26 protein-coding genes and 1 tRNA gene are annotated in these 26744 nt (G+C 61.0%); 15 read left to right on the top strand and 12 right to left on the bottom strand.

Annotated features, from left to right (window positions below; all coding sequences use genetic code 11):
* Nucleotides 1–6 precede the first annotated feature (6 nt).
* Genes B2D37_RS12690 through B2D37_RS12680 form a run of 3 tightly spaced genes read left to right on the top strand, consistent with a single transcriptional unit; the run spans nt 7 to nt 2854 of the window.
* Nucleotides 7–1173 carry an ABC transporter permease gene (locus tag B2D37_RS12690; RefSeq protein ID WP_079203026.1) on the top strand — a complete coding sequence of 389 codons (1167 nt, stop codon included), beginning with the start codon at nt 7–9 and terminating at the stop codon, nt 1171–1173.
* Nucleotides 1170–2114, top strand: coding sequence for an ABC transporter ATP-binding protein (locus B2D37_RS12685; RefSeq protein ID WP_079203025.1), 945 nt, complete (start codon nt 1170–1172; stop codon nt 2112–2114). Before B2D37_RS12690 ends, B2D37_RS12685 begins: the two co-directional genes overlap by 4 nt.
* Nucleotides 2111–2854, top strand: a complete 744-nt coding sequence (locus B2D37_RS12680) for an ABC transporter permease (RefSeq protein WP_079203024.1) — start codon at nt 2111–2113, stop codon at nt 2852–2854. Before B2D37_RS12685 ends, B2D37_RS12680 begins: the two co-directional genes overlap by 4 nt.
* Before the next feature lie 146 nt (nt 2855–3000).
* On the opposite strand, the gene rlmF is transcribed toward B2D37_RS12680, so the two are convergent.
* From rlmF to B2D37_RS12640, 8 genes are all read right to left on the bottom strand, one after another.
* The gene (rlmF, locus tag B2D37_RS12675) at nt 3001–4035 is read right to left on the bottom strand and encodes a 23S rRNA (adenine(1618)-N(6))-methyltransferase RlmF (protein ID WP_079204976.1); all 1035 of its coding nucleotides are present in this window, start codon (nt 4033–4035) and stop codon (nt 3001–3003) included.
* A gap of 114 nt (nt 4036–4149) precedes the next feature.
* Nucleotides 4150–4710 (bottom strand): VTT domain-containing protein, encoded by a 561-nt coding sequence (locus B2D37_RS12670; protein ID WP_079203023.1) that lies wholly within the window; start codon nt 4708–4710, stop codon nt 4150–4152.
* A gap of 14 nt (nt 4711–4724) precedes the next feature.
* Nucleotides 4725–5021, bottom strand: coding sequence for a helix-turn-helix domain-containing protein (locus B2D37_RS12665; RefSeq protein ID WP_079203022.1), 297 nt, complete (start codon nt 5019–5021; stop codon nt 4725–4727).
* 80 nt (nt 5022–5101) lie between these two features.
* Entirely contained in the window at nt 5102–6475 is a 1374-nt protein-coding gene (gene nhaD, locus B2D37_RS12660; protein ID WP_079203021.1) for a sodium:proton antiporter NhaD, read from the bottom strand.
* Nucleotides 6476–6930: 455 nt separating this feature from the next.
* Nucleotides 6931–9795 (bottom strand): valine--tRNA ligase, encoded by a 2865-nt coding sequence (locus B2D37_RS12655; protein ID WP_079203020.1) that lies wholly within the window; start codon nt 9793–9795, stop codon nt 6931–6933.
* A 144-nt stretch (nt 9796–9939) separates the two neighbouring features.
* Nucleotides 9940–10329: a DNA polymerase III subunit chi gene (locus B2D37_RS12650; RefSeq protein ID WP_079203019.1), complete on the bottom strand. Its 390-nt coding sequence runs from the start codon at nt 10327–10329 to the stop codon at nt 9940–9942.
* 10 nt (nt 10330–10339) lie between these two features.
* Complete coding sequence (locus tag B2D37_RS12645; RefSeq protein ID WP_079203018.1) at nt 10340–10759, bottom strand: DNA polymerase III subunit chi; 420 nt, start codon at nt 10757–10759, stop codon at nt 10340–10342.
* 75 nt (nt 10760–10834) lie between these two features.
* Nucleotides 10835–12325, bottom strand: a complete 1491-nt coding sequence (locus tag B2D37_RS12640) for a leucyl aminopeptidase (RefSeq protein WP_079203017.1) — start codon at nt 12323–12325, stop codon at nt 10835–10837.
* A gap of 143 nt (nt 12326–12468) precedes the next feature.
* Between B2D37_RS12640 and lptF the strand changes: the two genes are divergently transcribed.
* Nucleotides 12469–13590: an LPS export ABC transporter permease LptF gene (gene lptF / locus B2D37_RS12635; protein WP_079203016.1), complete on the top strand. Its 1122-nt coding sequence runs from the start codon at nt 12469–12471 to the stop codon at nt 13588–13590.
* Nucleotides 13583–14644, top strand: coding sequence for an LPS export ABC transporter permease LptG (gene lptG / locus B2D37_RS12630; protein ID WP_079203015.1), 1062 nt, complete (start codon nt 13583–13585; stop codon nt 14642–14644). Before lptF ends, lptG begins: the two co-directional genes overlap by 8 nt.
* A gap of 54 nt (nt 14645–14698) precedes the next feature.
* Here the strand turns inward: lptG and B2D37_RS12625 are convergent, their stop codons facing one another.
* The 3 genes from B2D37_RS12625 to B2D37_RS12615 form a co-directional block, all read right to left on the bottom strand.
* Nucleotides 14699–15199, bottom strand: coding sequence for an RDD family protein (locus tag B2D37_RS12625; RefSeq protein ID WP_079203014.1), 501 nt, complete (start codon nt 15197–15199; stop codon nt 14699–14701).
* A gap of 110 nt (nt 15200–15309) precedes the next feature.
* On the bottom strand, nt 15310–15522 hold the full coding sequence (locus B2D37_RS12620) for a cold-shock protein (protein WP_079203013.1): 213 nt from the start codon (nt 15520–15522) through the stop codon (nt 15310–15312).
* Nucleotides 15523–15999: 477 nt separating this feature from the next.
* Nucleotides 16000–16084: transfer RNA gene (locus B2D37_RS12615), tRNA-Leu, on the bottom strand.
* A 112-nt stretch (nt 16085–16196) separates the two neighbouring features.
* Between B2D37_RS12615 and queA the strand changes: the two genes are divergently transcribed.
* From queA to B2D37_RS12585, 6 genes are all read left to right on the top strand, one after another.
* On the top strand, nt 16197–17246 hold the full coding sequence (gene queA, locus B2D37_RS12610) for a tRNA preQ1(34) S-adenosylmethionine ribosyltransferase-isomerase QueA (protein WP_079203012.1): 1050 nt from the start codon (nt 16197–16199) through the stop codon (nt 17244–17246).
* 14 nt (nt 17247–17260) lie between these two features.
* Nucleotides 17261–18376, top strand: coding sequence for a tRNA guanosine(34) transglycosylase Tgt (gene tgt / locus B2D37_RS12605; RefSeq protein WP_177345283.1), 1116 nt, complete (start codon nt 17261–17263; stop codon nt 18374–18376).
* Nucleotides 18377–18416: 40 nt separating this feature from the next.
* The gene (gene yajC / locus B2D37_RS12600; RefSeq protein WP_079203010.1) at nt 18417–18749 is read left to right on the top strand and encodes a preprotein translocase subunit YajC; all 333 of its coding nucleotides are present in this window, start codon (nt 18417–18419) and stop codon (nt 18747–18749) included.
* 62 nt (nt 18750–18811) lie between these two features.
* Nucleotides 18812–20680: a protein translocase subunit SecD gene (gene secD / locus B2D37_RS12595; protein WP_079203009.1), complete on the top strand. Its 1869-nt coding sequence runs from the start codon at nt 18812–18814 to the stop codon at nt 20678–20680.
* A gap of 9 nt (nt 20681–20689) precedes the next feature.
* Nucleotides 20690–21595: a protein translocase subunit SecF gene (gene secF, locus B2D37_RS12590; RefSeq protein WP_079203008.1), complete on the top strand. Its 906-nt coding sequence runs from the start codon at nt 20690–20692 to the stop codon at nt 21593–21595.
* 110 nt (nt 21596–21705) lie between these two features.
* The gene (locus B2D37_RS12585; RefSeq protein ID WP_079203007.1) at nt 21706–22242 is read left to right on the top strand and encodes a glycine zipper 2TM domain-containing protein; all 537 of its coding nucleotides are present in this window, start codon (nt 21706–21708) and stop codon (nt 22240–22242) included.
* Between the two features lie 87 nt (nt 22243–22329).
* Here B2D37_RS12585 and suhB read toward each other — a convergent pair whose 3' ends face one another.
* Complete coding sequence (gene suhB, locus B2D37_RS12580; RefSeq protein WP_079203006.1) at nt 22330–23145, bottom strand: inositol-phosphate phosphatase; 816 nt, start codon at nt 23143–23145, stop codon at nt 22330–22332.
* Between the two features lie 145 nt (nt 23146–23290).
* Here suhB and trmJ point away from each other — a divergent pair, with 145 nt between their 5' ends.
* From trmJ to B2D37_RS12560, 4 genes are all read left to right on the top strand, one after another.
* Nucleotides 23291–24070, top strand: coding sequence for a tRNA (cytosine(32)/uridine(32)-2'-O)-methyltransferase TrmJ (gene trmJ / locus B2D37_RS12575; RefSeq protein WP_079203005.1), 780 nt, complete (start codon nt 23291–23293; stop codon nt 24068–24070).
* Nucleotides 24063–24842 (top strand): serine O-acetyltransferase, encoded by a 780-nt coding sequence (gene cysE / locus B2D37_RS12570; protein ID WP_079203004.1) that lies wholly within the window; start codon nt 24063–24065, stop codon nt 24840–24842. The genes trmJ and cysE overlap by 8 nt, the downstream gene beginning before the upstream one ends.
* A 140-nt stretch (nt 24843–24982) precedes the next feature.
* Complete coding sequence (gene iscR, locus B2D37_RS12565) at nt 24983–25474, top strand: Fe-S cluster assembly transcriptional regulator IscR (protein ID WP_079203003.1); 492 nt, start codon at nt 24983–24985, stop codon at nt 25472–25474.
* Between the two features lie 49 nt (nt 25475–25523).
* Complete coding sequence (locus tag B2D37_RS12560; RefSeq protein ID WP_079203002.1) at nt 25524–26738, top strand: IscS subfamily cysteine desulfurase; 1215 nt, start codon at nt 25524–25526, stop codon at nt 26736–26738.
* The last annotated feature ends 6 nt before the right edge of the window (nt 26739–26744 follow it).

Below are 26744 nucleotides of genomic sequence, written 5' to 3'. Positions count from 1 at the left end.
CTCGGCATGATGCCGCCACTGTGGGGCAATAGAGTCATTCCTGTGCTGGCGCTGATGGCGCTGGCACTGCTCTGGAGCCTGGATTTCGTCAGTATTCAGCCCAACCGTATCGCCGCGGGCAATGGCCTGGGACTGCTGGCGGCTGTGGGGCTGCCGTGGGCGTTATCGCTAACGGCGGCGTTGCTGGCGTGTGCGTTGCTGGCGCTGCGCCCGCAGTATCCGGCCTACTGGCCGATCCTGCTGATGGTGTTGCTGCTGTTGCTGCAATTACCCCTGAGCCTGGCCTGGAGCATCGAGCGCCATATAGGCGCGGACATGCCCTATGCGCGGGTGGGTCTAGGCGCGGGTTACTGGAGCCTGCTGTTCCTGCTGGGGTTGCTGCTGATCGAGCTGCAGCAGCGCCTGCGTCTCGCGCGTGCCTGGCTGCTCGGCAGCGGCGTCGCCCTAGCCCTGCTGCTGTGGTTGCTGGCCCCGCAGGACTGGCTGGAGCCGTTGGCGTTGTTGCGTGAGTACCGCTCTCGCCGCAGCCAATTTGCCGCGGCCTTGACTAGCCATCTGGGCCTGGTCGGTGGGGCTGTGGGGCTGAGCTTGCTCTTGGGCAGTGCCATCGCCCTGTTGCTGCAACGTTATCCCAGGGCGCAAAAGGGCAGTATCGGTCTGCTGAGTTTTATCCAGACCATTCCCAGCCTGGCCCTGTTTGGCCTGCTGATCGCGCCGCTGAGCTACCTGTCTGCGCAGTTCCCCTTGCTGCTGCAGCTGAATATCCGCGGGATCGGCTGGGCGCCGGCACTGCTTGCCTTGATCGCCTACAGCCTGCTGCCGATTGTGCGCAATACCTGCGTCGCCCTGCAGGAAGTCGAGGCTGCTGTCATCGAGTCCGCCCGCGGCATGGGCATGAGCCCCAGCCAGGTGTTCCTGCAGGTACGTCTGCCACTGGCCATGCCCCTGATCATCGAGGGCGTGCGGGTTACCAGCATCCAGGCAATCGGCCTGACGGCAGTCGCCGCGCTGATCGGCGCGGGCGGTTTTGGCACCTTTATCTTCCAGGGCCTGGGGCAGTCGGCGATGGACCTGATCATTCTCGGCGCCTTGCCCATCATCGTCCTGGCGCTGCTGGCAGACAGCCTGTTCAGTCTGTTGGCAGAACGCTGTTCCACCGGAGTGAGTCGATGATCGAGCTGAGTAATGTCAGCAAGCTGTTTGGCCAGACCCGGGCGGTGGACGACATCTCCCTGACCGTGCAAACCGGCGAGCTCTGTGTGCTGGTCGGTACCTCGGGCTGTGGCAAGTCGACCACCTTGCGCATGATCAATCGCCTGATCGCGCATTCGGCTGGCAGCATCCGCATTGATGGCCGCAACATCGAGCAGATCGATCCGCAGCAGCTACGCCGCGGCATCGGCTATGCGATCCAGAGCACCGGCCTGTTTCCACACTGGACGGTGGCGCGCAACATCGCCGTGGTGCCGCGCCTGCTCGGTTGGCCGGCCGCACGGGTGCGTCAGCGGGTCGAGGAATTGCTGCAGTTGCTCGAGCTGGCGCCGGCCGAGTTTGCCGACAAGTACCCCAGCCAGCTGTCCGGCGGCCAGGCCCAGCGGGTCGGCGTGGCTCGGGCGTTGGCCGGCGACCCGGACATCCTGCTGATGGACGAACCCTTCGGCGCACTCGACCCGATTACCCGTGAAAGCCTGCAGAACGAGCTGTTGCGCATCCAGCAGCAGGTGCGCAAGACCATCGTCTTCGTCACCCATGACATGGACGAGGCGCTCAAGTTGGCCAACCGTATCGTGGTGATGGACAAGGGCCGGATCGTCCAGCAGGACAGTCCGCAGGCGCTGCTGGGCAAACCGGCCAATGCCTTTGTCGAGAACCTGCTCGGTGGCCAGGAGCGTGGCCTGAAGCAGGCTGGGCTGTTGCGCGTCGATAGCCTGATGCAGGCGCTGGCCACGCCTGCCATACCCGCCGCTGGGCCCACGCTCAAGGCCTCGGACAGCCTGCGCCAGGCGCTGTCGCTGATGCTCTGGCATCGCTGCAGCAGCTTGCCGGTGGTCGATGCGCAGGGTCTGCAGGTCGGTGTGCTGCAGCTGGATGCGCTGCTGAGCCGACCCCAGTGAGCAAACTCGGGCTGCTACGTGGTGGCGGCTGGCAGCCGTTGCTGTGGCTGGCCTTGTTGCTGGCAGCGGCGCTGGGGCTGGCCGATCTGGAGGGATTGTTTCGCCTGATCGAGCCGGACAGCCGCACGGTGATCTACGGCCGCGCTGCCTTCATCGACCTGCTCGGCAGTCATCTGCTGCTGGTGGCGCTGGCGGCCGGCGTCTCCAGCCTGCTCGGGGTGGGCGCGGCGATCATGGTGACCCGGCGCTGGGGTGCGGACTTTCTGCCGTTGGTCAGCCAGCTCGCCTCGATCGGCCAGACCATACCGCCGGTAGCGGTGCTGGCCCTGGCAGTGCCGGCGCTCGGCTTCGGCAGCGGGCCGACGCTGTTCGCCCTGATGCTCTATGGTCTGCTGCCGATTCTGCGCAACAGCCTGGCGGGCTTGCGCGGCATCGATCCGGCGGTACTGGAGGCGGCGCGCGGCATGGGCATGGCGCCGCTGCAGGTGCTCTGGCAGGTGGAGTTGCCGCTGGCCTTGAACGTTATCCTGGCCGGTATTCGCACCTCGGTGACGATCAACATCGCCACGGCGGCCATCGGCTCCACTATCGGCGCCAGCACCCTGGGCGATCCGGTGATATCGGGGCTGGTCATCGGCAATACGGCCTTTATTCTGCAGGGCGCCATCCTGATCGGCCTGCTGGCCGTGGCGGTCGACAGCCTGTTCGAGCAGCTGCAACGCTGTACGCCTGGAGCCTAGCGGGCTGCCGACCTCCGGTGTTTTGCCCCTTGCGGCGCTGCGCGCTGCTTCCGGCGCCCGCGTGCTTGGCGCCAGCAGAACCGTAGGCGGGGTTAGCCGCGGCAACGATATTCAGGCCGCTTGCCCTGTCCGGGCTGACTCCGCGTCTACGCCCCGCGGGTTATTGGTGCCCACCGGGCTTTTCGCCAGCTCTGCTGCTGTGCGGCGGTGAGGAAGGTCCAGGCGACAAAGCGGCTCTGCTTCTGCCCCTGGGCCATTTCCACGGTGCGCACTTCGAGCGCGCCGGCTTGTTGCAAGGCGCTGTAAACGCCGGGCAGGTTGCTCGCCTTGGAAATCAGGCTGGTGAACCACAATACCTGCTGGGCGTGCTGGGCACTTTCCTTGATCAAACGGCTGACAAAGCCTGCTTCGCCGCCCTGGCACCACAACTCGGCCGCCTGACCGCCAAAATTCAATACCGGCAGTTTGCGCTTGGGGTCGAGCTTGCCCAGGTTGCGCCATTTGCGCGTGCTGCTGCTGCTGGCTTCCTCTGCGTTGGCGTGGAACGGCGGATTGCACAGACTCAGGTCGAAGCGTTCGTCGGCTTGCAGCAGGCCCTGGAGAATATGCGCGCCATCGGTCTGCTGGCGCAGTTCGATGGCATCTCTGAGCCCCGGGTTGGCCTGCACGATGGTCTTGGCCGCAGCAATAGCGTTGCTGTCGATGTCCGAGCCGAGAAACTGCCAGGCATATTCGCGGTTGCCCAGCAGTGGGTAGATGCAGTTGGCGCCGACGCCGATATCCAGTGCGCGCACCTGGGCGCCGCGCGGTATCTCGCCGCCATTGCTGCTCGCCAGCAGATCGGCCAGGTAATGCAGATAGTCGGCGCGCCCGGGAATTGGCGGGCACAAGTAATCCGCTGGGATATCCCAATGGCTGATGCCGTAGAACTGTTTGAGCAGCGCCCGATTGAACACCCTGACCGCCGCCGGGTTGGCGAAGTCGATGCTCTCCTTGCCATAGGGGTTGATGATCACGAATGCCGCCAGCTCCGGGCTGGCCTTGATCAGTGCGGGAAAGTCGTAGCGGCCCTGATGGCGGTTGCGCGGGTGCAACTGGCCCTTGGCGGCATCGGGCCTGGCCGGCAAAGGAGGGCGCGGCGTGGATGGTTTACGGCTGGGGGGTTTGGTCGGCGATGTCATGCTGGCGCTATCGGCAGGGGCTGAGCGCGGCATTTTCCCATAGCTGCTGCGGCTGTGCTGGAAAAGAGTGTGCTCGATGGTTTGCTTTCAGCTCTGCGCAGCGTTAAGTGCCGGCTAAGCGATATTCAGCCACATCGCCAGGTAATCGAAAAACAGGCAGTACAGTGCGATCGGCAGCGGCAGACCAAGCAGGGTGCCGAGCAGGTAGGTACGAAAAGGCACGCCGGACAGGGCGAGGCTGTAGTTCAGCGCCGGCACCGTCTGGAACAGCGTGCGCAGGGCGATGATGCTCCACAACGGATGCCGATCCAGGCCGGCCAGTAGGCGTTGTGCCAGGCGGTTATCCAGTTCGCGCAGAGCGTTGCCGCCCAGGTAGCGAATGGTCAGGAAGGTCAGCACGCAGGAAACGATGGCGGCCAGGTAGGTGGCAATGCCGCCATAGACCCGCCCGAGCGCCAGCACCGCGGCGGCGAGGAAGATCCAGCCGGGAATCTGGATCAGGTTGCCCAGGGCGAACAGCAGGATGAACAGCAGCAGGCCGATGACCGGGTGCGTCAGGATCAAGTTTTGCAGGGCTTCCAGGTTGAACTGCGCACGGATGCCCAGTGCTTCGAACAGGAGGAACAGGCCCAGGAGAAACCCGATTACGCCTAACAGTCGGTGGGAGCTGCGCATGGCGAGTCTCTTGCTCAGGGATAACCGAGTATGCCCTTGATCTGCGCCAGGTTGGCCGCGATCCATTGTGGGTTGATCGCGCCCCAGTCACGAATGAGGTAATGCCCGGCGTTGTTGCGCTCGCCCTCTTGCTGGACGAAGACGCAGTCGATATCCAGATCGGCGAGTGCCGCCAGCGTGTCCTGGGCGGTACGCCGGGGCATGCCGGTGGCGTCCATCAAGGCCGGCACGCTGCAGGCCGTGTCACTATCGATCAGCCAGGCCACATAGAGGCGGCGGTAGAAGCTGGTTTTGGTCTTGCTCACGTCCATCGGGTCGAGTGTTCCTGTTGCAAGCTAGGGGGCGCTGCAGGATGAGCGCCCCCTACCTTATAGCCGTCAGGCGTTGGCTGTCAGCCAGCGAAGAGGGCGATGTAGCTCAGGGCTCCGGCGATATAGCCGACAAAGGCCAGGCCACTGATGTATTTGACGTACCAGATGAAGTTGATCTTCTCCATGCCCATGGCCGCCACACCGGCGGCCGAGCCGATGATCAGGCAGCTACCGCCGGTACCGGCGCAGTAAGCCAGCATTTCCCAGAAGTTGCCGTTGACCACGAAGTTGCTCAGCCAGCCATTCCCTCCGGCTGCTGCCAACGCGTCGGGGCTGACCAGCGGATACATCTTCATGGCGCCGGCGACCATGGGCACGTTGTCCACCACGGCGGAGAGCAGGCCGATCGACATGGCGATGGTGAAGACGTTGCCCAGGCCGTCCTTCAGGTAAGCCGCTACTTGTGTCAGGTGGCCTGCGGTGGACAGACTGGATACGGCCAGCAGGATGCCGAGGAAGAACAGCACGCTGGTAATGTCGATACGGCGCAGTACGCCGACCACCGAGAGCGGATCCTTGTCTTCGCTGTTTTTGCTGCGGTGGATGATTTCGGTGGTGACCCAGAGGATGCCCAGGCCGAAGAGAATGCCCATGTACGGCGGCAGGTGGGTGATGGTCTTGAACACCGGCACGAACAGCAGGGCGCCGAGGCCCAGGCAGAACACCAGGTTGCGCTCGAAGGAAGTGGTCGGGTCGCGACGACTCTCGCGGCTTTCCTTGACCTTTGGTGGCTTGATATCGCCTTTGAGCACGAAGCTCATGATGGTCAGCGGCACCAGCAGGCAGATCAGGCTCGGCAGGAAGAGCTTATAGATGATGCCGGTGGCGGTAATTTGGTTGCCGATCCACAGCATGGTGGTGGTCACGTCGCCAATCGGCGACCAGGCGCCGCCGGAGTTGGCGGCAATCACCACGATGCCAGCGTAGAACCAGCGTTCCTGCTTGTCGTCGATCAGCTTGCGCAGCAAGGAGATCATCACGATGGTGGTGGCCAGGTTGTCCAGTGCGGCCGACAGGAAGAAGGTGATCAGTCCCACCAGCCACAGCAGGTGCACGCGTTTGGTGGTGCGGATGCGGTCGGTGATGACCTTGAAGCCTTCGTGGGCGTCGATCAGCTCGACGATGGTCATGGCGCCCATCAGGAAGAACAGAATCTCGGAGATTTCACCGAGGTGATGACGCAGTTCGCCGACCACCAAATCGGTGTTATTGGTCGCGTGGGCACCTGCTTCGAGTAGCGGCAGGATGCTGTCGGCGCTTAGCACCAGTACTGTCCAGGCCAGCACTGCGGTGAGCAGTGCCGAGGCGGCTTTGTCGATTTTCAGTGGATGTTCGAAGGCGATGCATAAATAGCCGAGCACGAAGATCAAGGCCATAAGCATGTAAGCATACATAGGCGAGGTTTCCAGTCAGAGGTTTAAGGTTAGAAATAATTAGAAAAATAATGGGCGGCAGGATGCACCAATAGGCCGGTGACTGGAAGGCATTGGGTGCGACACAGGCATTAATCGTGACTAAATGTCGCGGTGCCTTGACGGCAGACAAGAAGGGATTATTGGCTTGCCGTGGGCCGTTCTGATTTACGGCTGGCAGCCAGCGCGATGTCCGGCGCGACCACTACAGGTTTATCGACGCGGTACAAAACTGGCGGGCTGTCGCTGCGCTCCGAGGCCGCCCTACGGGCCAAGCAAGTCGCCGAATCTGGAACAATCCGCAATCCGTAGGCTGTCACTCGCCGCAGGCAACGCACCCTGGTTTATCGGCGTGGCACAAAAGCTGACGGGCTGTCGCCAAGGAAAAGCCCGCGGTCTGGCGACGGCGGGCTTGGGATTTGACGCTTGTTTACGGCTTACAGGCTGGCGATGCGCTCGCGCTGCTCGGCGAGCCTGCCGAGGGCCTGCTCGGCCTCGGCCAGCTTGGCGCGCTCCTTGTCGAGCACCTCGGCGGGCGCCTTGGCGACGAAGCCTTGGTTGCTCAGCTTGCCGCCGACTCGTTTGACTTCACCGTCCAGGCGCTGGATTTCCTTGTCCAGGCGCGCCAGTTCGGCGTCCTTGTCGATCAGTCCGGCCATCGGCACCAGTACTTGCATGTCGCCGACCAGGGCGGTGGCGGACATCGGCGCCTCTTCGGCGGCGCCCAGCACGCGGACCGACTCCAGCTTGGCCAGCTTGTTCAGCAGCGGCAGGTTGTCGGCCAGACGCCGTTGATCTTCGTCACTGGCGTTCTGCAGGATGATGTCGATGCGCTTGGCCATGGAGATTTTCATCTCGCCACGGATCTGCCGCAGGCCGAGCATCAGCTGCTTGACCCACTCGATATCGCCTTCGGCGGCGGCATCGATGCGGCTCTCGTTGGCTACCGGCCAGGCTTGCAGCATGAGGGTCTCAGCGCGCTCGCCACCTTGGGAGCAGCCAGCCTGGAGCTTGATCCGCTGCCAGATTTCTTCGGTGATAAAGGGCATGAACGGGTGGGCCAGACGCATGGCCACCTCCAGCACGCGGATCAAGGTGCGGCGGGTGCCGCGCTGGCGTTCGACCGGCGCGTTCTCGTCCCATAGCACCGGCTTGACCAGCTCCAGGTACCAGGCGCAGTACTCGTCCCAGATGAACTCGTACAGCGCTTGCGCGGCCAGGTCGAAGCGGAAGGCGTCGAGTTGGCGGGTGACTTCGACTTCGGTGCGCTGCAGGGCGGAGATGATCCAGCGGTCCACCGAGGACAACTCGACTGGTTCGTCGTTGATCCCGGTGTCCTGGCCATCGGTGTTCTCGAGGACGAAGTTGGCGGCGTTCCAGATCTTGTTGCAGAAGTTGCGGTAACCCTCGACCCGGCCCATGTCGAACTTGATGTCGCGGCCGGTGGAGGCCAGCGCCAGGTTGGTGAAGCGCAGGGCGTCGGTGCCGTAGGCGGCGATGCCCTCGGGGAATTCGGTGCGGGTCTGCTTGGCGATTTTCTCCGCCAGTTTGGGCTGCATCATGCCGCTGGTGCGTTTGACCAGCAGGCTGTCGAGGTCGATGCCGTCGATGATGTCCAGCGGGTCGAGTACGTTGCCCTTCGACTTGGACATTTTCTGGCCCTGGCCATCACGCACCAGGCCGTGCACGTAGACGGTCTTGAACGGGACTTGCGGCGTGCCGTCGTCGTTCTTCACCAGGTGCATGGTCAGCATGATCATCCGCGCGACCCAGAAGAAGATGATGTCGAAGCCGGTGACCAGTACGTCGGTGGGGTGGAAGGTCTTGAGGAATTCGGTCTGCTGCGGCCAGCCGAGGGTGGAGAAGGTCCACAGGCCGGAGCTGAACCAGGTGTCGAGGACGTCTTCATCCTGGCGCAGCGTGATCTCGCCGAGGTTGTGCTTGGCGCGCACTTCGGCTTCGTCGCGGCCGACGTAGACCTTGCCGGCTTCGTCGTACCAGGCCGGGATGCGGTGGCCCCACCACAGCTGGCGGCTGATGCACCAGTCCTGGATGTCGCGCATCCAGCTGAAGTACATGTTCTCGTACTGCTTGGGCACGAACTGGATCGCGCCGTCTTCCACGGCTTTTATCGCCGGCTCGGCCAGCGGTTTGGTGGAGACGTACCACTGGTCGGTCAGCCAAGGCTCGATGATGGTGCCGGAGCGGTCGCCTTTCGGCACTTTCAGCGCATGGTCGTCGATGCTTTCCAGCAGGCCGAGGGATTCAAATGCAGTGACTATCTGTTTGCGCGCGACAAAGCGATCCAGGCCGGCGTATTCGGCGGGCAGGCTGCCATCGACTTCACTGTTGAGGCTGCCGTCGACATTGAACACCTGGGCCGTCGCGAGTACGGCGGCGTTTTTATCGAAGATGTTGAGCAGCGGCAGGTTGTGGCGCTTGCCGACCTCGTAGTCGTTGAAATCATGGGCCGGGGTGATTTTCACGCAGCCGGTGCCGAACTCTGGATCGCAATAGTCGTCGGCGATAATCGGGATGCGTCGGCCAACCAATGGCAGCTCGACGAAGGTGCCGATCAGCGCCTGATAGCGTTCGTCGTTGGGATTTACCGCGACGGCGCTGTCGCCGAGCATGGTTTCCGGGCGGGTGGTGGCGACGATCAGGTAGTCCTTGCCGTCAACCGTCGTGTTGCCGTCCGCCAGCGGGTAGCGCAGGTTCCACAGCTTGCCTTTCTCGTCGTGGTTTTCCACTTCCAGGTCGGAAATCGCCGTGTGCAGCTTGGTGTCCCAGTTGACCAGGCGCTTGCCGCGATAGATCAGGCCGTCTTCGTGCAGGCGCACGAAGGCCTCCTTGACCGCTTCGGACAGGCCGTCGTCCATGGTGAAGCGCTCGCGCGACCAGTCCACCGAACTGCCCAGGCGGCGGATCTGCCGGGTGATGTTGCCGCCGGACTCTTCCTTCCATTCCCAGACTTTTTCGAGGAATTTGTCCCGGCCCAGGTCGTGGCGGCTGATGCCCTCTGCGGCCAGTTGCCGCTCGACCACCATCTGGGTGGCGATGCCGGCATGGTCGGTGCCTGGTTGCCATAGGGTTTTGCGACCCTGCATGCGGCGGAAACGGATCAGCGCATCCATGATCGAGTTATTGAAACCATGGCCCATGTGCAGGCTGCCGGTGACGTTCGGCGGCGGGATCATGATGGTGTAAGGCTGGCCCGAACCCTGTGGGGCGAAATAGTTGTTCGCCTCCCAGTTTTGGTACAGGGCGGTTTCAATGGCGTGCGGCTGGTAGGTCTTGTCCATGCGCGGCGGGACCCTTATGACGGCTGATCGGAAAAGCCGACAAGTATAGCGGGCTGGCACTTGAGGCGTAAGGCCGGCGAGGGGCGGCTGACTGACGGGGCGGGTCAAGCCTGCCCGGATTGCATCCGGGCTGCAGGTGATTTTCTATTTACGCGGCGGCAGCAGGCGACTCAGACGGGCTTGCAGGCGGCGCTTGAGCTCGGCCTCGATCTGCGGCACGAAGTCGTCGATTACATCCTGCAGAATCAGCTCGGCGGCGGCGCGCAGTTCGTTATCCAGGCGGTTCATGTCGCTGTCGCGGCTGAAGGTTTGCTCGATGCTGCTGTGCAGGGTCGCGGCCTGCGGCTGCGGAGCGGGCTCGGCGACTGGTGCGGGCGGCGGGGTGACGATGTCCGAGAGCAGGGGGATGCTGTCCGGATCGATCGTGTCGGTCAGCAGTGGCGGATCGAGGTTTTCGTCGCCCAGCAGCTGGCGGATCGACTCGAGGTCGTCCAGCAGGTGGGTGGGTTTTTGCGGTGGTTTTGGCGTGTCCATGGTGCAGAACTTAAAGTTCGACTCGTTTCGGATCATAGCCGCGCTGGCGGTAGCTGCGGAAATTTTCCCGGCAGGCGGTCAATAGATCGGGTTGTTGGTTGACGATCTCGATCACCCGGCTGAAGCGTTCGACAAAGGGCGAAAGGGTCGGGTTGAGGTTGATCAGCACGCCTTGCTGGGTGTTCGGCTCTTCATCCAGGCCAATCACCACCGGCGCTTGCGGGTCGTCCTGGTGCAAATTGTGCGGTACGAATGCTTCGGCCTTGAAACGCCAAAGAAGTTCGTCGAGCTGCGTGCATTGCTCTGTATCGCAACCGCGCAGAAACACCGGCAGGCCATGGCGCCAGGCTTTCATCGCCAGTTGGCAGGCGGCCCGCAGGCGGTCTGCCGGGGCGGCGGAGGACAATACATAAAATTCTATTCGGGGCATGGTGGTTTCGTTATGTGGGCGGCTGCAGGCGCGGCAGAGGCGAAAAGCGCTCGGCCGCTCCTGCAATACTCGTCATCAGGCGTTAGCGCGATCCAGCAGGTACTGGGTCAACAGCGGCACCGGCCGACCGGTTGCGCCTTTCTCCTTGCCGCCACTGATCCAGGCGGTGCCGGCGATGTCCAGGTGCGCCCAGTGATACTTCTTGGCGAAGCGCGAGAGGAAGCAGCCGGCGGTGATGCTGCCGGCTTTCGGTCCGCCGATATTGGCAATGTCGGCAAATGGACTGTCAAGTTGTTCCTGGTATTCGTCGAACAGCGGCAACTGCCAGGCGCGGTCGTCGGCGCTCTGGCCGGCTTTGAGGAGCTGTTGCAGCAGTTCCTCGTTGTTGCCCATCAGGCCCGAGGTATGGGCGCCCAAGGCGACGATGCAGGCGCCGGTCAGGGTGGCGATATCGATAACGGCCTGGGGCTTGAAGCGTTCGGCGTAAGTCAGGGTGTCGCACAGCACCAGGCGGCCTTCGGCGTCGGTGTTGAGGATTTCAACGGTCTGCCCGCTCATGCTGGTGACGATATCGCCGGGGCGGGTGGCGCCACCGCTGGGCATGTTCTCGGCGCAGGCCAGCAGGCACACCAGGTTGATCGGCAGTTGCAGTTCCAGCACGGCCTTGAGCGTGCCAAATACACTGGCGGCGCCGCACATGTCGTACTTCATCTCATCCATGCCGGACGCCGGTTTGATGCTGATGCCGCCGGTATCGAAGGTAACGCCTTTGCCAACCAGGACGAAGGGCTTGTCGGTTTTCTTGCTGCCCTGGTAGTTGAGCACGATCATCCGCGGCGGCTGGTCGCTGCCTTGGGCCACGGCGAGGAAGGCGCCGGCACCGAGTTCCTTGAGTTTTTTCTCATCGAGAATCTCGACCTTGAGGTTCTTGTAGCTCTTGCCCAGGGTCTTGGCCTCTTCAGCCAGGTAGCTGGGGTGGCAGAGGTTCGGCGGCATGTTGCCGAGATCACGGGTGAATGCCATGCCGCTGGCAATCGCCTGGGCATGCTTGGCCGCACGCTGGACGTCGGCCAGCTCGGACTTGTCGCAGAGCAGGGTCAGCTTCTTCAAGGCCTTGGCGTCGGCCTTCTCGCTCTTGAACTGGTCGAACTGATAGCCGCCATCGGCCAGGTTTTCCACCATCAGGCGCGCCTTGCCGTAGGCGCCACGGTCTTTGACCTGAATTTCGCCCAGCGCGAGCACTGCATCGCTGCCGCCCAGGGTGTTCAATACGCCACGCACGGCATTGAGCATGCTGTGCAGCTGGCGGTCTGATAGTTCAGCCTCCTTGCCGCTACCGACCAGCAGCACCCGCTCGGCCTTGAGGTTGGGCAGGTTATACGCGAGCAGGGTCTGGCCAAGTTTGCCAGCCAGGTCGCCGCGCTTGAGCAAGGCGCTGATCGCACCGGCACAGACGTTATCAATTGCTTTCGCCGTTTCACCGAGCTTGTGACCTTCGCCGACGGCAATGACCAGCGTGGCGGTTTTCAGGGTTTCCGGGCGAGCGCTTTTGACAATATATTCCATGGCGTAGTGTCCCCAAGACAATGAGTCGTTATTGCAGGATAATGCCGGTTATTTTTTCGATGGTTCGTCTGTATGCGAACCGGCAAACAGTGCGGCTAGTGTGATCGTAGCCGCCTGAGCCTGACAACCCTGGAGTGTCTGGTTTGATCGTGTTCCGTTATTTGTCTCGTGAAGTCCTGGTTACCTTGAGTGCGATGAGTGCCGTGCTCCTGGTAATCATAATGAGTGGCCGTTTCATCAAGTACCTGGCGCAGGCGGCTCAGGGATTGCTGGATCCGGGTGTGTTGTTCATGATCATGGGCTTTCGCCTGCCGGGATTCCTGCAGCTGATCCTGCCGTTGGGGCTCTTCCTCGGCATCCTGATGGCCTACGGCCGGCTCTATCTCGACAGCGAGATGACGGTGCTCTCGGCCACGGGTATGAGTCAGCAACGTTTGCTGGTCTACACCATGGCGCCGGCCTTGTTGGTGGCCCTGTTGGTGGCCTGGTTGAGCATGGGCTTGGCGCCGCAGGGTGTGGCGCAGGTGGCGAAAATTCTCAATGAGCAGGATGCCCTGACCGAGTTCGATACCCTGGTGCCCGGGCGTTTCCAGGCCATGAAGGATGGTTCGCGGGTGACCTATACCAAGGAGTTGTCGGCAGATCGCGCTGAGTTGGCCGGTATCTTCATCTCCGAGAAGCGTTTTTCTAGTGGGGGCGACAAGGAGCGCGGGATCACCGTGCTGGTAGCGGAAAGCGGGCGGCAGGAGATTCAGGCCGATGGCAGTCGCTATCTGATTCTGCAGAACGGTTACCGTTACGACGGCAATCCAGGTCAGGCCGACTACCGGGCGATTCAGTACGACACCTATGGCGTGCTGTTACCCAAGCCATCGGTCAGTGGCGAGATCAGTGAGCGTGAGGCCGTGTCGACCGCTGAGTTGATCGGCAGTGACAATCCGCGCTTCCAGTCCGAGTTGCAGTGGCGTCTGTCGCTGCCGCTGCTGGTGTTCATCGTGACCCTGCTGGCGGTGCCGCTGTCGCGGGTCAATCCACGGCAAGGGCGCTTTCTCAAGCTACTGCCGGCAATCCTCTTGTATATGACTTACCTGGCGCTGTTGATCGCTGCGCGCAGCGCTCTGGATAAAGGGCGAATCCCTCAGGCGTTAGGTTTGTGGTGGGTGCATGGAGTATTTCTGTTGATTGGTCTTGTGCTGCTTTATTGGGAACCGTTGCGCCTGAAGTGGGCGAGTCGCCGTGCCGGGTCGGAGGTGGCTCATGCTTAGATTGGATCGCTACATCGGCACCCAGGTATTTTTCGCGATTCTCACCGTATTGGGCGTCCTCGTCGGGCTGGCCTTGCTGTTCGCCTTTATCGATGAGATGGGCGATGTCGAGGGTGGTTACGGTTTGCCGGAAGCCGCCTGGTACGTCTTTTTGACCCTGCCGCGGCGCGTTTACGAGATGCTGCCGATGGCGGCCTTGATCGGTTGTCTGATCGGGCTGGGCAGCCTGGCCAGCAACAGCGAGCTGACCATCATGCGCGCCGCCGGGGTTTCGATCGGGCGCATCGTCTGGGCGGTGATGAAGCCGATGCTGGTGTTGATGTTGGCCGGTATTCTGATCGGCGAGTACCTGGCGCCCTGGGGCGAAAACCAGGCCCAGGCCGATCGCGCTATGGCTATGGGCGGTGGCGAGGCGCAGAGCTCCAGGCGTGGTCTGTGGCATCGCCAGGGTGACGAGTTCGTGCACATCAATGCGGTGCAGCCCGATGGCGTCTTGTTCGGTGTGACCCGTTACCGCTTCGATGATCAGCGCCACATGCTGTCTTCCAGCTTCGCCCGGCGCGCGCAGTATCAGGGCGATCACTGGCAACTGGAGAATGTGGCGACCACGCATTTCGGTGAGCGCAGCACTGAGGTGGTAAAAGCCCCGAATGAACGCTGGGATGTCGAGTTGAATCCGCAACTGCTCGGTACCGTGGTACTGGAGCCTGATGCATTGTCGGTAACTGGGTTGTGGCGCTATATCCATTACCTGGCCGAGCAGGGATTGAATAATGGTCAGTATTGGCTGGCGTTCTGGAGCAAGATCTTGCAGCCGGTGGTGACGGCCGCGCTGGTGTTACTGGCGATCTCCTTCGTCTTCGGTCCATTGCGCTCGGTGACCTTGGGTCAGCGGGTCTTCACCGGCGTGGTCGTGGGCTTCGTGTTCCGCATCGCCCAGGACCTGCTCGGGCCTTCCAGCCTGGTGTTCGGTTTCTCGCCACTGTTTGCCGTGTTGATTCCCGCGGGGTTCTGCGCCTTGGCCGGTGTCTGGCTGTTGCGTCGCGCTGGATAGCTTCTGCAATCGATAAAAAAGCCGGCAGTTAGCCGGCTTTTTCGTGTGCAGATTTTAGCGCTTGTCTTGGTGAGTATTCTTCGGCAGTTGTACGGTGCTGCTGTCGGAATAGATGTCATGCCAGCTGCGCTTGTCCTTGTCCCAGAGTACCCAGAAAAACCCCAGGCCCAGGCACAGCCAGGAAGCAAAGGCGACCAGAAAACGCAGCAGTGCCTGCCATAGACTGATGGCCGTGCCGTCGACGTTCTGGATGCGGATGCCCCAGACCTGCATGCCCAGCGTCTGGCCGCTGTGGGTCCAGAATTTGCTGAAGAAGCCAAACAGGCTGAGTACCAGCAGGGTGGACAGTACGGGGTCGCCATCCAGTGCGCCGGCATCGGAGAGCTGTTTGAGCTGCGCTTCGCCGTAGAAGCCCATCAGAATCAGCTTGTAGGCAAAGGTCACGACGATCAGCAGGGCCAGGCACAACAGCAAGTCATAGAACACGGCGGCCAGGCGGCGAATCAATCCTGCAGAGGGAAAATCACCCTGCGGGCGCAGCAGGTGTTTGGGCATGTTGGGCTCGATATGCAATAAGGCGCTAGGTCTTGAGGGTGCGATTTACGGTATTCGGGAGCATAAAAAACCCCCGACGTTACCATCAGGGGTTCTTCAAAGCAGCAGGGTTATTCCTGGACTTGAACCTGGTCGGCCTGCATGCCTTTTTGGCCTTGTACGGCAACGAAGCTGACTTTCTGGCCTTCTTTCAGGCTCTTGAAGCCGTTGCCCTCGATCGCGCGAAAGTGCACGAAAAGATCCGGACCGCTTTCTGGCGTGATGAAGCCAAAACCCTTCTCGTCGTTAAACCACTTAACGGTACCGCTCTGACGATTCGACATGTCTGAATATCCTTGAAACCATGGTTAATGACAGCCTCTACTCGATAGAGGGCTGAGACTGGTTGCAAGGAGTAATGCGACGTCGAACGGGATGTAGCGGATCTGGACGATCTACTGCACCAGGCCACGAATTACGGCGACCCATGCAAACACAGTGGAAAGCACTCTACGCTAACTAAAAGGCAAATACCAACCCCCGCCGGGCCTGTGTTTCCGGGGTGATTAGGCAAATTTATGGGCTGCTGTACAAGCGTTTTGGCGGTGCTCGCCGGTGCGTTAGTGTGCACCACAAACCGTTGTTTGAATCGCCGCCGGTGAGAGTGGCTTATTAGGCCGAACTCAATCTACTCTCGGATCTATGCTTATTCCGGCGGGCTCGCCAGGACGAACGGGGGAGCCGTAGGCAATAAAAAACCGGCTCAGATGGCCGGTTCTCTAGGGTTTCAGGTCGTTTCGATACGTCCTGAGATGTTTGTATGGTGCCCCGAGGGAGACTCGAACTCCCACTTCTCTCGAAAACGGATTTTGAATCCGCCGCGTCTACCGGTTCCGCCATCGGGGCACAATGGCGGCGAAGTATAGGGATGCCATTGGCCTTGGTCAATCCACTTGCGTGGCTAGATTGCACTATTTCCGGTAAGCTTTGCCGCCCTGCTAGATGACCTCCTCCGAACATGCGCGTTGCCGACTTTGATTTCGAGCTGCCTGACGCTCTTATTGCCCGCCATCCGCTCGCCGAGCGGCGTGCCAGCCGTTTGCTCGTGCTGGATGGGCCAAGTGGTGCGCTGGCGCATCGTCAGTTCAGTGATCTGCTGGAGTATTTACGCCCCGGCGACTTGATGGTGTTCAATAACACGCGGGTGATTCCTGCGCGTCTATTCGGCCAGAAGGCTTCGGGCGGCAAGCTCGAAGTGTTGGTCGAGCGGGTGCTGGACAGCCACCGCGTCCTGGCCCATGTGCGTTCGAGCAAATCACCCAAACCGGGTTCGACGATTCTGATCGATGGCGGTGGTGAGGCGCAGATGCTGGCGCGGCATGACGCGCTGTTCGAGTTGCGCTTTGCCGAAGAGGTTTTGCCGCTGCTTGAGCGGGTTGGTCATATGCCGCTGCCTCCTTATATAGACCGCCCGGACGATGCCGCCGATCGTGAGCGTTATCAGACCGTCTATGCCGCGCGCTCCGGTGCAGTGGCGGCGCCTACCGCGGGCTTGCACTTCGATCAGGCGTTGCTGGCGAGCATTGCCGGGATGGGGGTGGAGAGTGCCTTCGTGACCCTGCATGTCGGGGCCGGAACCTTTCAGCCGGTGCGGGTCGAGCGCATCGAAGATCATCCGATGCACAGCGAGTGGCTGGAGGTCGGCCAGGATGTGGTCGATGCCGTGGCGGCCTGCCGTGCCCGTGGCGGGCGTGTGGTGGCGGTGGGTACCACCAGCGTGCGTTCGCTGGAGAGTGCGGCGCGCGACGGCGAGCTCAAGGCGTTCAGCGGCGACACTGACATCTTTATCTACCCGGGCCGTCCGCTGCATGTGGTCGATGCTCTGGTGACCAATTTCCATTTGCCGGAATCGACCCTGCTGATGCTGGTCTCAGCGTTTGCCGGCTACCCCGAAACCATGGCGGCCTATAAAAGCGCGATCGCCGAGGGTTATCGCTTCTTCAGTTATGGCGATGCCATGTTCATCACCCGCAACCCCGCGCCGCGCGGGCCAGAGGATCACGTATGACGCGCACCTGCCGGATGGCTTTCGAATTGCTGGCGACCGATGGTAAGGCGCGGCGTGGACGCATTACCTTTCCGCGTGGGGTGGTCGAGACGCCGGCGTTCATGCCGGTGGGCACCTATGGCACGGTCAAGGGCATGTTGCCGCGTGACATCGAGGCGACCGGCGCGCAGATGATCCTCGGCAATACCTTTCATCTGTGGTTGCGTCCCGGCACCGAGGTGATCAAGCGTCACGGCGATCTGCACGACTTCATGCAGTGGCAGGGGCCGATCCTCACCGACTCGGGTGGTTTTCAGGTGTTCAGCCTGGGTGCGATGCGCAAGATCAAGGAGGAGGGGGTGTATTTCGCTTCGCCGGTCGATGGCGCCAAGGTGTTCATGGGGCCGGAAGAGTCGATGCAGGTGCAGCGTGACCTGGGCTCGGACATCGTGATGATCTTTGACGAGTGCACGCCTTATCCGGCCGAATTCGATGTGGCCAAGCGCTCCATGGAGCTCTCGCTGCGTTGGGCCAAGCGCTCGAAGGAGGCGCATGGCGACAGCACGGCGGCGCTGTTCGGTATCGTCCAGGGCGGCATGCATGAAGAGTTGCGCATGCGCTCGCTGGAAGGCTTGAATGCGCTGGATTTTGACGGTTTGGCGATTGGCGGCCTGTCGGTCGGCGAGCCGAAGGAAGAAATGATCCGCGTGCTGGATTATCTGCCCGCCCTGCTGCCCGCCGATAAACCGCGCTACTTGATGGGGGTTGGCAAGCCAGAGGACTTGGTCGAGGGCGTACGCCGCGGTGTGGATATGTTCGACTGCGTGATGCCGACGCGTAATGCGCGTAATGGCCATCTGTTCGTCGATACCGGCGTGTTGAAAATTCGTAATGCGGTGCATCGGCATGATGATTCGCCACTCGATGCAACCTGTGATTGTTATACCTGCCAACATTTCTCCCGTGCCTACCTGCATCATTTGGATAAGTGTGGCGAAATGTTGGGCAGTATGCTGAATACAATCCATAACTTACGGCACTATCAGCAGCTGATGGCTGGTTTGCGCGAGTCTATTCAACAGGGTACATTGGCCGCCTTTGTCGATGCCTTCTATACCCGTCGTGGCCTGCCGGTCCCGGCGCTAAACTGATAAATCAACGTTTTTGAGTAGTTTCTAACAGGAGTGTTAAATGAGCTTTTTGATCCCTGCGGCATTTGCCGATGCCGCTGCCCCAACGGGTGCTGTTGGTTCTGGTTTCGAATGGGTGTTTCTGGTCGGCTTTCTGGTCATCTTCTATCTGATGATCTGGCGTCCCCAGGCCAAGCGTGCGAAAGAGCACAAGAACCTGCTCGGCTCCTTGCAGAAGGGTGACGAAGTCGTGACCAGCGGCGGTATCGCCGGCAAGGTGACCAAGGTCAGCGATGACTTCGTGGTGCTGGAAGTGTCCGACACCGTCGAGCTGAAGATTCAGAAAGTGGCCATCGCCGCGACCCTGCCCAAGGGCACGTTGAAAGCTATTTAAGCTTCACACTCTTACCATTCGACGGGGCGCTTAAGGCGCCCCGCGTCATAACGGGCGGCGTCATGCTCAACAAATTCCCCCTCTGGAAGTACCTGCTGATCCTGGCTGTGCTGGCGATCGGTTTTCTTTATTCCGCGCCCAACCTGTATCCAGATGATCCGGCAATTCAGATCAGCGGTAACAGTACGGCGATGCAGGTCGAGCAAGCTGATCTGGAGCGCGCCACGCGTGCCTTGCAGGCAGCAGGGATTGAGGTCAAGGCTTCGAGTCTGGCTGCGCAAGGCCGTGCCGGTCTGCTCCGGTTGACCAAGCAGGCCGATCAGCTGCCAGCCAAGGATGTGGTGCGCAAGACCTTGGGCGAAGAGTTCGTGGTTGCCTTGAACCTCGCGCAGACTACCCCTGATTGGCTGCGCAACCTGGGTGCGGGGCCGATGAAGCTGGGTCTGGACTTGTCCGGTGGTGTGCACTTCCTGCTGGAAGTGGATATGGACAAGGCGCTGGACGCGCGGCGCAAGGTCTACGAGGGGGAGGTCAAGAGCATGCTGCGCAAGGAGCGCGTGCGCTATCGCAGCCTGCCCGAATTCAACGGCGCGATTCAGTTGGGTTTCGTCGACGAGGCGACTCTGGAGAAGGCCCAGAGCCTGATTCGCAAGGAGTTCTCCGATTTTGAATTGAGTTCGGTCGAGCGTAGCGATTTGCAGGTGCTGCGCTTGAGCCTGACTCAGGCCAAGCTTGCGGACATTCGCGAATACTCGATCAAGCAGAACCTGACTACCGTGCGTAACCGGGTCAATGAGTTGGGCGTGGCCGAGCCGCTGGTTCAGCGTCAGGGTGCCAACCGGATCGTGGTTGAGTTACCCGGTGTGCAGGACACCGCCGAGGCCAAGCGCATTCTGGGCAAGACGGCCAACCTCGAGTTTCGACTGGCTGCCGATGTCGATGCATCGAGAACCACGACCGAGGCCTTCGAATTCCGTGAGGAGGGTCGCCCGCCTGCTCAGTTGGAGCGTGAGCTGATCATCACGGGTGATCAGGTAACCGACGCCCAGGCCAGCTTCGATGAGAATGGCAGTCCGCAGGTGAACATCCGTCTGGATGGTCATGGCGGCGAGTTGATGAACCGTGCGACGCGCAGCAATGTCGGGCGCAGCATGGCGGTGATCTTTATCGAGCAGAAGCCGACCGTGCGTTACCTGCGCCAGGTTGTCGATGGTGTCGAAAAGGAAGTCGCGGTCCAGAATTTCGTCGAAGAGAAAAAGATCATCAGCCTGGCGACTATTCAGTCGCCACTGGGTAGCCAGTTCCGGATTACCGGCCTCGATGGTCCGGGCGAGTCGACCGAACTGGCGTTGTTGCTGCGTGCCGGTGGCTTGGCTGCGCCAATGTACTTCGCCGAAGAACGCACCATCGGCCCGAGCCTGGGTGCCGACAACATTGCCAAGGGTGTTGATGCCGCGCTCTGGGGCATGTTGTTCGTGTCACTGTTCATCATCGTCATCTACCGCTTCTTTGGTGTGTTGGCGACCCTGGCCCTGGGCCTCAACATGGTGCTGCTGCTGGCGCTGATGTCGCTGCTGAGTGCCACCCTGACGTTGCCGGGTATCGCCGGTATCGTACTGACCATGGGGATGGCGGTGGATGCCAACGTGCTGATCTTCTCGCGGATTCGCGAGGAAATCGCCAATGGCATGTCGGTGCAACGGGCCATTCATGAGGGCTTCGACCGCGCTTACTCGGCGATTATCGACGGCAACCTGACCACGTTATTGGTGGGTGGGATTCTTTTCGCCATGGGTACCGGTCCGGTCAAGGGCTTCGCGGTGACACTGTCGCTGGGCATTCTCACCTCGATGTTCACCGCTATCCTGGTGACGCGAGCCATGGTCAACCTGAGCTTCGGCGGGCGTGACCTGAAGAAGTTGTGGATTTGAGGGGCTGAGATGAATCGTGTAATCAACTTCATGGGCGTGCGCAAGATTGCGCTCGTCCTCACCCTGATCGTGACCTTTATTGCGCTGGGTAGTCTGGTAGTTAAAGGCCTGAATTTCGGTCTGGATTTTACCGGTGGTACGCAGATCGAGCTGGCTTATGAGCAGCCTGCGGACCTCAGCAGTATTCGCCAGAACCTGGCGGACGCCGGTTATGGCAATGCCGTGGTGCAGAGCTTTGGTGCAACTACCGACGTGGTCGTGCGGATGCAGGGCGATGATGCGGACTTGGGGGATAAGGTTGCCTCTGTGTTGCAGCAGGCGGGCGACAAGCTCCAGGTGAAGAAGGTCGAGTTCGTCGGGCCGCAGGTCGGTGAGGAGTTGCGTGACCAGGGCGGCCTGGGCATGCTCCTGGCGCTGGGCGGCGTCATGCTCTATCTGGCCTTCCGCTTTCAGTGGAAGTTCTCCATGGGCGCGTTCATCTCGCTGGTGCATGACGTCATCGTCACCCTGGGCATTCTGTCGTTCTTTCAGGTCACTTTCGACCTGACCGTGCTGGCGGCGCTGCTGGCGATCATCGGTTATTCGTTGAATGACACCATCGTGGTATTCGATCGGGTTCGCGAGAATTTCCGGGTGCTGCGCAAGGCCAGTTTGATCGAAAATATCAATATCTCTACCACGCAAACCCTGTTGCGCACTCTGGCCACGTCGATCTCGACATTGCTGGCGATTGGTGCCTTGCTGGTCTTTGGCGGCGATAATCTGTTCGGCTTTGCCATCGCGTTGTTCGTGGGGGTGCTGGTGGGTACTTATTCGTCGATTTATATCTCCAACGCGACGCTGATATGGCTCGATCTGACTGTCGAAGATCTGATTCCACCGGTGCCGACCGAAGAGGTTGATGAGCGTCCCTGAATCTGCGCGCTTCTGCGTGGGGTAACTTGTTGAACTTGCTGCGAGTCGCTCCAGTCCAATTATGCTAGATCGGGCGCCATGCGCCGAATAAGCGAAAACCAGGAGTTCTTATGAACAAGTCAATGCTCGTTGGTGCTGTGCTGGGTGCTGTCGGTGTGACGGCAGGCGGTGCAGTGGCCACTTATAATCTGATGAGTGGTTCCGAGTACGCGGAAGTTCTAGCTGTGCAGCCGATCAAGGAGGCGATCAAAACCCCGCGTGAGGTCTGTGAGGATGTCACCGTGACCCGGCAGAAGCCGGTAAAGGACCAGCATCAGATTGCCGGTACGGCGATCGGTGCGGTTGTTGGCGGTTTGCTGGGTAATCAGGTGGGTGGCGGTTCTGGCAAGAAGATTGCCACCGTAGCTGGTGCCGTTGGTGGCGGTTACGCCGGCAACAAGGTGCAGGAAAACATGCAGGCGGGCGCCACCTATACCACCACTGAAAACCGCTGTCGCACCGTGACCGATACCAGCGAGAAAGTGGTCGGTTATGACGTGAAGTATCAGTTGGATGGTAAAGCAGGGCGGGTGCGTATGGACAATGATCCGGGTAGTCGGATTCCGGTCAAGGATGGGCAGTTGGTAATGGCCGAAACGGCCGAGTAACCCTGCAAATGAAAAAGCGCCCTGTGGGGCGCTTTTTTGTGGGCATTAAAAAACCGGCCGTTGGCCGGTTTTTTATTTATCGAGCAATCAGCGCTTCATTGAGGCGGAAAGATGCGGCTGGATGGCCGTCAGCACTGCCTTGAAGCACTTGGTGTTGCCGGCGACGATCTGGCCTTTCTCGAGGAATTCGTGGCCACCGGTGAAGTCGCTGACCAGGCCGCCTGCTTCCTGAATCAGCAGGGCGCCGGCTGCCATGTCCCATTCGGACAGGCCGAATTCCCAGAAGGCATCGAAACGGCCTGCAGCCACATAGGCCAGGTCCAGGCTGGCGGCGCCCGCACGACGAACGCCAGCGGTCTGGCCGACCAGGTTGCGGAACATGCCCAGGTAGTTTTCCAGGTTGTCGAGCTGGCTGTCGCGGAATGGGAAGCCGGTGCCGAGCAGGGCGCCTTCCAGGCTCTTGCGTGAGCTGACGCGCAGGCGACGGCCGTTGAGGGCGGCGCCACGGCCGCGACTGGCGGTAAATTCTTCCTGGCGTACCGGGTCGATGACCACGGCATGCTCCAGTCGGCCGCGGTACTTGCAGGCCAGGCTGACGGCGAAATGCGGCACACCGCGGATAAAGTTGGTGGTGCCGTCCAGTGGATCGATGATCCACAAGTAGTCGGCGCCGTCACCGCTGCCTTCGATCAGGCCGCCTTCCTCGCCGAGGAAGCCGTGGGTCGGATAAGCCTTGCGCAGCGCTTGGATGATCAGCAGCTCGGCAGAGCGATCGATTTCGGTGACGTAATCCTTGGCATCTTTCTCGTCGACCGAGATGACGTCCAAGCGTTCGATCGAGCGGAAAATCATTTCACCGGCGCTACGGGCTGCGCGCAGGGCGATATTCAGCATGGGCTGCATGGGCGATTCACCTGGGTTGTTAAAGAAAGCCGGCAATATTAGCAGAAAAGCCTGGTGGATGAAGTGCCGTCTGTGTCGTGCATGGCATTACCCTGGGTGGTTCTGTAAGCTTTGCTGCCCTTGGCTGCCCATGTGAGCGTTTGCGTTGCTGCAAAATATTCGAGTGGTTCTGGTTAATACCAGTCATCCCGGCAATATCGGTGGTGCTGCGCGCGCCATGAAAAACATGGGTCTGTCGCGCCTGGTGCTGGTCGAGCCGATGGACTTTCCCAGTGGCGATGCGGTGGCTCGGGCCTCGGGGGCGACCGATGTGCTTGAGGCTGCGCAGGTGGTCGGCACGCTTGAAGAGGCGCTGGTCGGTTGCAGTCTGGTGCTGGGGACCAGTGCGCGCGATCGACGCATTCCCTGGCCGTTGCTCGATCCGCGCGAGTGCGGGCTGGCCGCGTGCGAGCAGGCTCTGCAGGGGGCCGAAGTGGCCTTGGTGTTCGGTCGTGAATACGCCGGCCTGACCAACGAGGAACTGCAGCGTTGCCATTTTCATGTGCACATTCCGTCCGATCCGGATTTCAGTTCGCTGAACCTGGCGGCGGCCGTGCAGGTGCTGGCCTATGAGGTGCGCATGGCCTGGCTGGCGGCGCAGAATAAGCCGACCAAGACGCTCAAGTTGGAGACCACGGCGATTCAGAGTTCCCAGCCGGTGACGGCAGATGAGTTGGAGTCCTTTTATGCGCATCTGCAGCTCGCCCTGGTCGAGATCGGCTTTCTCGATCCGGCCAAGCCGCGGCACTTGATGAGCCGCTTGCGGCGCCTGTACGGTCGTAGCGGTATCAGTAAGCTGGAAATCAATATCTTGCGTGGCATTTTGACGGAAACCGTCAAGGCGGCGCGTGGTGAGCACCTTAAACAGGGGAAAACTGATGTTTGAGCGCATGCGGGAAGATATCCAGAGCGTATTCCATCGCGATCCGGCGGCGCGCAATGCGCTTGAGGTGGTGACCTGCTACCCGGGCCTGCATGCGGTCTGGTTGCATCGTCTGGCGCATGCGCTGTGGACGTCCGGTTGGAAATGGTTGGCGCGGGTGGTCTCCAATCTGGGGCGCTGGCTGACCGGGATCGAGATCCATCCGGGGGCGAAGATCGGTCGGCGCTTCTTCATCGACCATGGCATGGGCATTGTCATCGGCGAGACGGCCGAAATCGGCAACGATGTCACTCTGTATCAGGGCGTGACTCTGGGCGGTACCAGCTGGAACAAGGGCAAGCGCCATCCGACGCTGGAAGATGGTGTGGTGGTCGGCGCGGGGGCCAAGGTGCTCGGGCCGTTCACGGTGGGCGCGGGTGCCAAGATCGGCTCCAATGCGGTGGTGACCAAGGAGGTGCCGGCGGGGGCGACTGCGGTCGGTATTCCCGGGCGGATCATCGTCAAGGTGGATGACGAGCAGGCAGCCAAGCGTCAGGCCATGGCGGAAAAACTGGGCTTCGATGCCTATGGCGTCGGTCAGGACATGCCGGATCCGGTGGCGCGCGCCATTGGCCAGTTGCTCGATCACTTGCAGGCGGTTGATGGGCGCCTGGAAGGCATGTGCACTGCGCTTAACGAGTTGGGCAGTGACTACTGCGCCAAGGAGTTGCCGGCGTTGCGCGACGAGGACTTCGTTGGCGTGTGCAAGGATCAGGATGGCAAGCCGGTAGCGTGATGCGCGCGGGCGAGTGCTTTGCTATGCTGGGCGCCCTCCGGGTGCGGCTAATCCCGAGTAAAACACTAGGTCTTATAGTTGACTTGAATACTCGGGAATTGCATACTCGCTGCAAATTGTGATCCCGTGGTAACTCCCTTATGCGACTGACCACCAAAGGCCGTTACGCCGTTACCGCCATGCTCGATCTGGCGCTACATGCGCAGCATGGGCCGGTGTCCCTGGCCGATATCTCCGAGCGTCAGGGTATCTCCCTGTCATACCTCGAGCAGCTGTTCGCCAAGCTGCGGCGGAGTAATCTGGTTTCCAGCGTGCGTGGTCCTGGCGGTGGTTACCAGTTGTCGCGCGACATGCAGGGTATCCAGGTAGCCGAAGTAATCGATGCGGTCAACGAGTCGGTCGATGCCACGCGCTGTCAAGGGCAGGGCGATTGCCATGGCGGTGAGACTTGCCTGACCCATCATCTGTGGTGCGACCTGAGTCAGCAGATTCATGAGTTCCTCAGTGGCATCAGTTTGGCTGATCTGGTGACGCGCCGCGAAGTGCAGGAAATCGCGCAGTCTCAGGATCAGCGGCGCAGTAATGGCAGGATGCCGCACCTAGATAAGATTGCAGCATCCACCGTCGATTGAACGTAGGGTGCCGGCCCGCGTGGCCAGAAACCTGATTAGGAGAAGATCAATGAAATTGCCGATTTACCTCGATTATTCCGCCACCACCCCGGTCGATCCGCGTGTGGCGCAAAAGATGAGTGAGTGTTTGCTGGTCGATGGCAACTTCGGCAATCCGGCATCGCGCTCCCATGTGTTTGGCTGGAAGGCCGAGGAGGCTGTTGAGAATGGTCGCCGTCAGGTCGCCGAGCTGGTCAATGCCGACCCGCGCGAGATCGTCTGGACCTCCGGTGCCACCGAGTCGGACAACCTGGCGATCAAGGGCATTGCGCACTTCTACAGTGGCAAGGGCAAGCACATCGTCACCTCGAAGATCGAGCACAAGGCGGTGTTGGACACCACCCGCCAGTTGGAGCGCGAAGGCTTCGAGGTGACCTATATCGAGCCGGGTGAAGACGGGCTGATTACTCCGGCCATGGTCGAGGCGGCGCTGCGCGAGGACACCATTTTGGTGTCGATCATGCATGTCAACAACGAAATCGGCACCATCAACGATATCGCGGGCATCGGTGAAGTGACTCGCGCGCGCGGCGTGTTCTTCCACGTCGATGCGGCGCAGTCCACCGGCAAGGTGGCAATCGATCTGGAGAAACTCAAGGTCGACCTGATGTCCTTCTCGGCGCACAAGACCTACGGCCCCAAGGGCGTCGGCGCGCTCTACGTCCGGCGCAAGCCGCGCGTGCGCCTGGAAGCGCAGACCCATGGCGGTGGTCATGAGCGCGGTATGCGCTCCGGCACCCTGGCGACTCACCAGATCGTCGGCATGGGCGAAGCCTTCCGTATTGCCAAGGAAGAAATGGTCCAGGAAAACCAGCGCATCAAGGCCTTGCGTGATCGTTTCTTCGAGCAGGTCGATGGCCTGGAAGAGTTGTACGTGAACGGCAGTATGACCTCGCGTGTGCCGCACAACCTCAACCTCAGCTTCAACTATGTCGAAGGCGAGTCGTTGATCATGGCGCTCAAGGATCTGGCGGTATCGTCGGGTTCGGCCTGTACCTCGGCTTCTCTTGAGCCATCGTATGTGTTGCGCGCCCTGGGTCGTAACGACGAGTTGGCGCACAGCTCGATCCGTTTCACCTTCGGCCGGTTCTCCACTGAAGAAGAAATCGACTACGCCGCGCAGAAAGTTCGCGAGGCGGTCACCAAGCTGCGCGATTTGTCGCCGCTGTGGGATATGTTCAAAGAGGGTGTCGATCTGTCCAAGGTCGAGTGGGCTGCACACTAAAGCTGC

This window comes from Pseudomonas sp. CC6-YY-74, from assembly GCF_002025205.1.
In the GTDB taxonomy this organism is placed as follows: domain Bacteria; phylum Pseudomonadota; class Gammaproteobacteria; order Pseudomonadales; family Pseudomonadaceae; genus Aquipseudomonas; species Aquipseudomonas paeninsulae.
The sequence above is the reverse complement of the archived record's forward strand: the minus strand, read 5'-3'. Positions and strand labels throughout refer to the sequence as shown.

What these genes read in the sequence shown, in the direction of transcription:
- B2D37_RS12690 (WP_079203026.1), top strand. Translation starts at nt 7, where the DNA reads ATGATGCCGCCACTGTGGGGCAATAGAGTCATTCCTGTGCTGGCGCTG.
- B2D37_RS12685 (WP_079203025.1), top strand. Translation starts at nt 1,170, where the DNA reads ATGATCGAGCTGAGTAATGTCAGCAAGCTGTTTGGCCAGACCCGGGCG.
- rlmF (WP_079204976.1), bottom strand. Translation starts at nt 4,035, where the DNA reads ATGACATCGCCGACCAAACCCCCCAGCCGTAAACCATCCACGCCGCGC.
- B2D37_RS12670 (WP_079203023.1), bottom strand. Translation starts at nt 4,710, where the DNA reads ATGCGCAGCTCCCACCGACTGTTAGGCGTAATCGGGTTTCTCCTGGGC.
- B2D37_RS12665 (WP_079203022.1), bottom strand. Translation starts at nt 5,021, where the DNA reads ATGGACGTGAGCAAGACCAAAACCAGCTTCTACCGCCGCCTCTATGTG.
- nhaD (WP_079203021.1), bottom strand. Translation starts at nt 6,475, where the DNA reads ATGTATGCTTACATGCTTATGGCCTTGATCTTCGTGCTCGGCTATTTA.
- B2D37_RS12655 (WP_079203020.1), bottom strand. Translation starts at nt 9,795, where the DNA reads ATGGACAAGACCTACCAGCCGCACGCCATTGAAACCGCCCTGTACCAA.
- B2D37_RS12650 (WP_079203019.1), bottom strand. Translation starts at nt 10,329, where the DNA reads ATGGACACGCCAAAACCACCGCAAAAACCCACCCACCTGCTGGACGAC.
- B2D37_RS12645 (WP_079203018.1), bottom strand. Translation starts at nt 10,759, where the DNA reads ATGCCCCGAATAGAATTTTATGTATTGTCCTCCGCCGCCCCGGCAGAC.
- B2D37_RS12640 (WP_079203017.1), bottom strand. Translation starts at nt 12,325, where the DNA reads ATGGAATATATTGTCAAAAGCGCTCGCCCGGAAACCCTGAAAACCGCC.
- lptG (WP_079203015.1), top strand. Translation starts at nt 13,583, where the DNA reads ATGCTTAGATTGGATCGCTACATCGGCACCCAGGTATTTTTCGCGATT.
- B2D37_RS12625 (WP_079203014.1), bottom strand. Translation starts at nt 15,199, where the DNA reads ATGCCCAAACACCTGCTGCGCCCGCAGGGTGATTTTCCCTCTGCAGGA.
- B2D37_RS12620 (WP_079203013.1), bottom strand. Translation starts at nt 15,522, where the DNA reads ATGTCGAATCGTCAGAGCGGTACCGTTAAGTGGTTTAACGACGAGAAG.
- queA (WP_079203012.1), top strand. Translation starts at nt 16,197, where the DNA reads ATGCGCGTTGCCGACTTTGATTTCGAGCTGCCTGACGCTCTTATTGCC.
- tgt (WP_177345283.1), top strand. Translation starts at nt 17,261, where the DNA reads ATGGCTTTCGAATTGCTGGCGACCGATGGTAAGGCGCGGCGTGGACGC.
- yajC (WP_079203010.1), top strand. Translation starts at nt 18,417, where the DNA reads ATGAGCTTTTTGATCCCTGCGGCATTTGCCGATGCCGCTGCCCCAACG.
- secD (WP_079203009.1), top strand. Translation starts at nt 18,812, where the DNA reads ATGCTCAACAAATTCCCCCTCTGGAAGTACCTGCTGATCCTGGCTGTG.
- secF (WP_079203008.1), top strand. Translation starts at nt 20,690, where the DNA reads ATGAATCGTGTAATCAACTTCATGGGCGTGCGCAAGATTGCGCTCGTC.
- B2D37_RS12585 (WP_079203007.1), top strand. Translation starts at nt 21,706, where the DNA reads ATGAACAAGTCAATGCTCGTTGGTGCTGTGCTGGGTGCTGTCGGTGTG.
- suhB (WP_079203006.1), bottom strand. Translation starts at nt 23,145, where the DNA reads ATGCAGCCCATGCTGAATATCGCCCTGCGCGCAGCCCGTAGCGCCGGT.
- cysE (WP_079203004.1), top strand. Translation starts at nt 24,063, where the DNA reads ATGTTTGAGCGCATGCGGGAAGATATCCAGAGCGTATTCCATCGCGAT.
- iscR (WP_079203003.1), top strand. Translation starts at nt 24,983, where the DNA reads ATGCGACTGACCACCAAAGGCCGTTACGCCGTTACCGCCATGCTCGAT.
- B2D37_RS12560 (WP_079203002.1), top strand. Translation starts at nt 25,524, where the DNA reads ATGAAATTGCCGATTTACCTCGATTATTCCGCCACCACCCCGGTCGAT.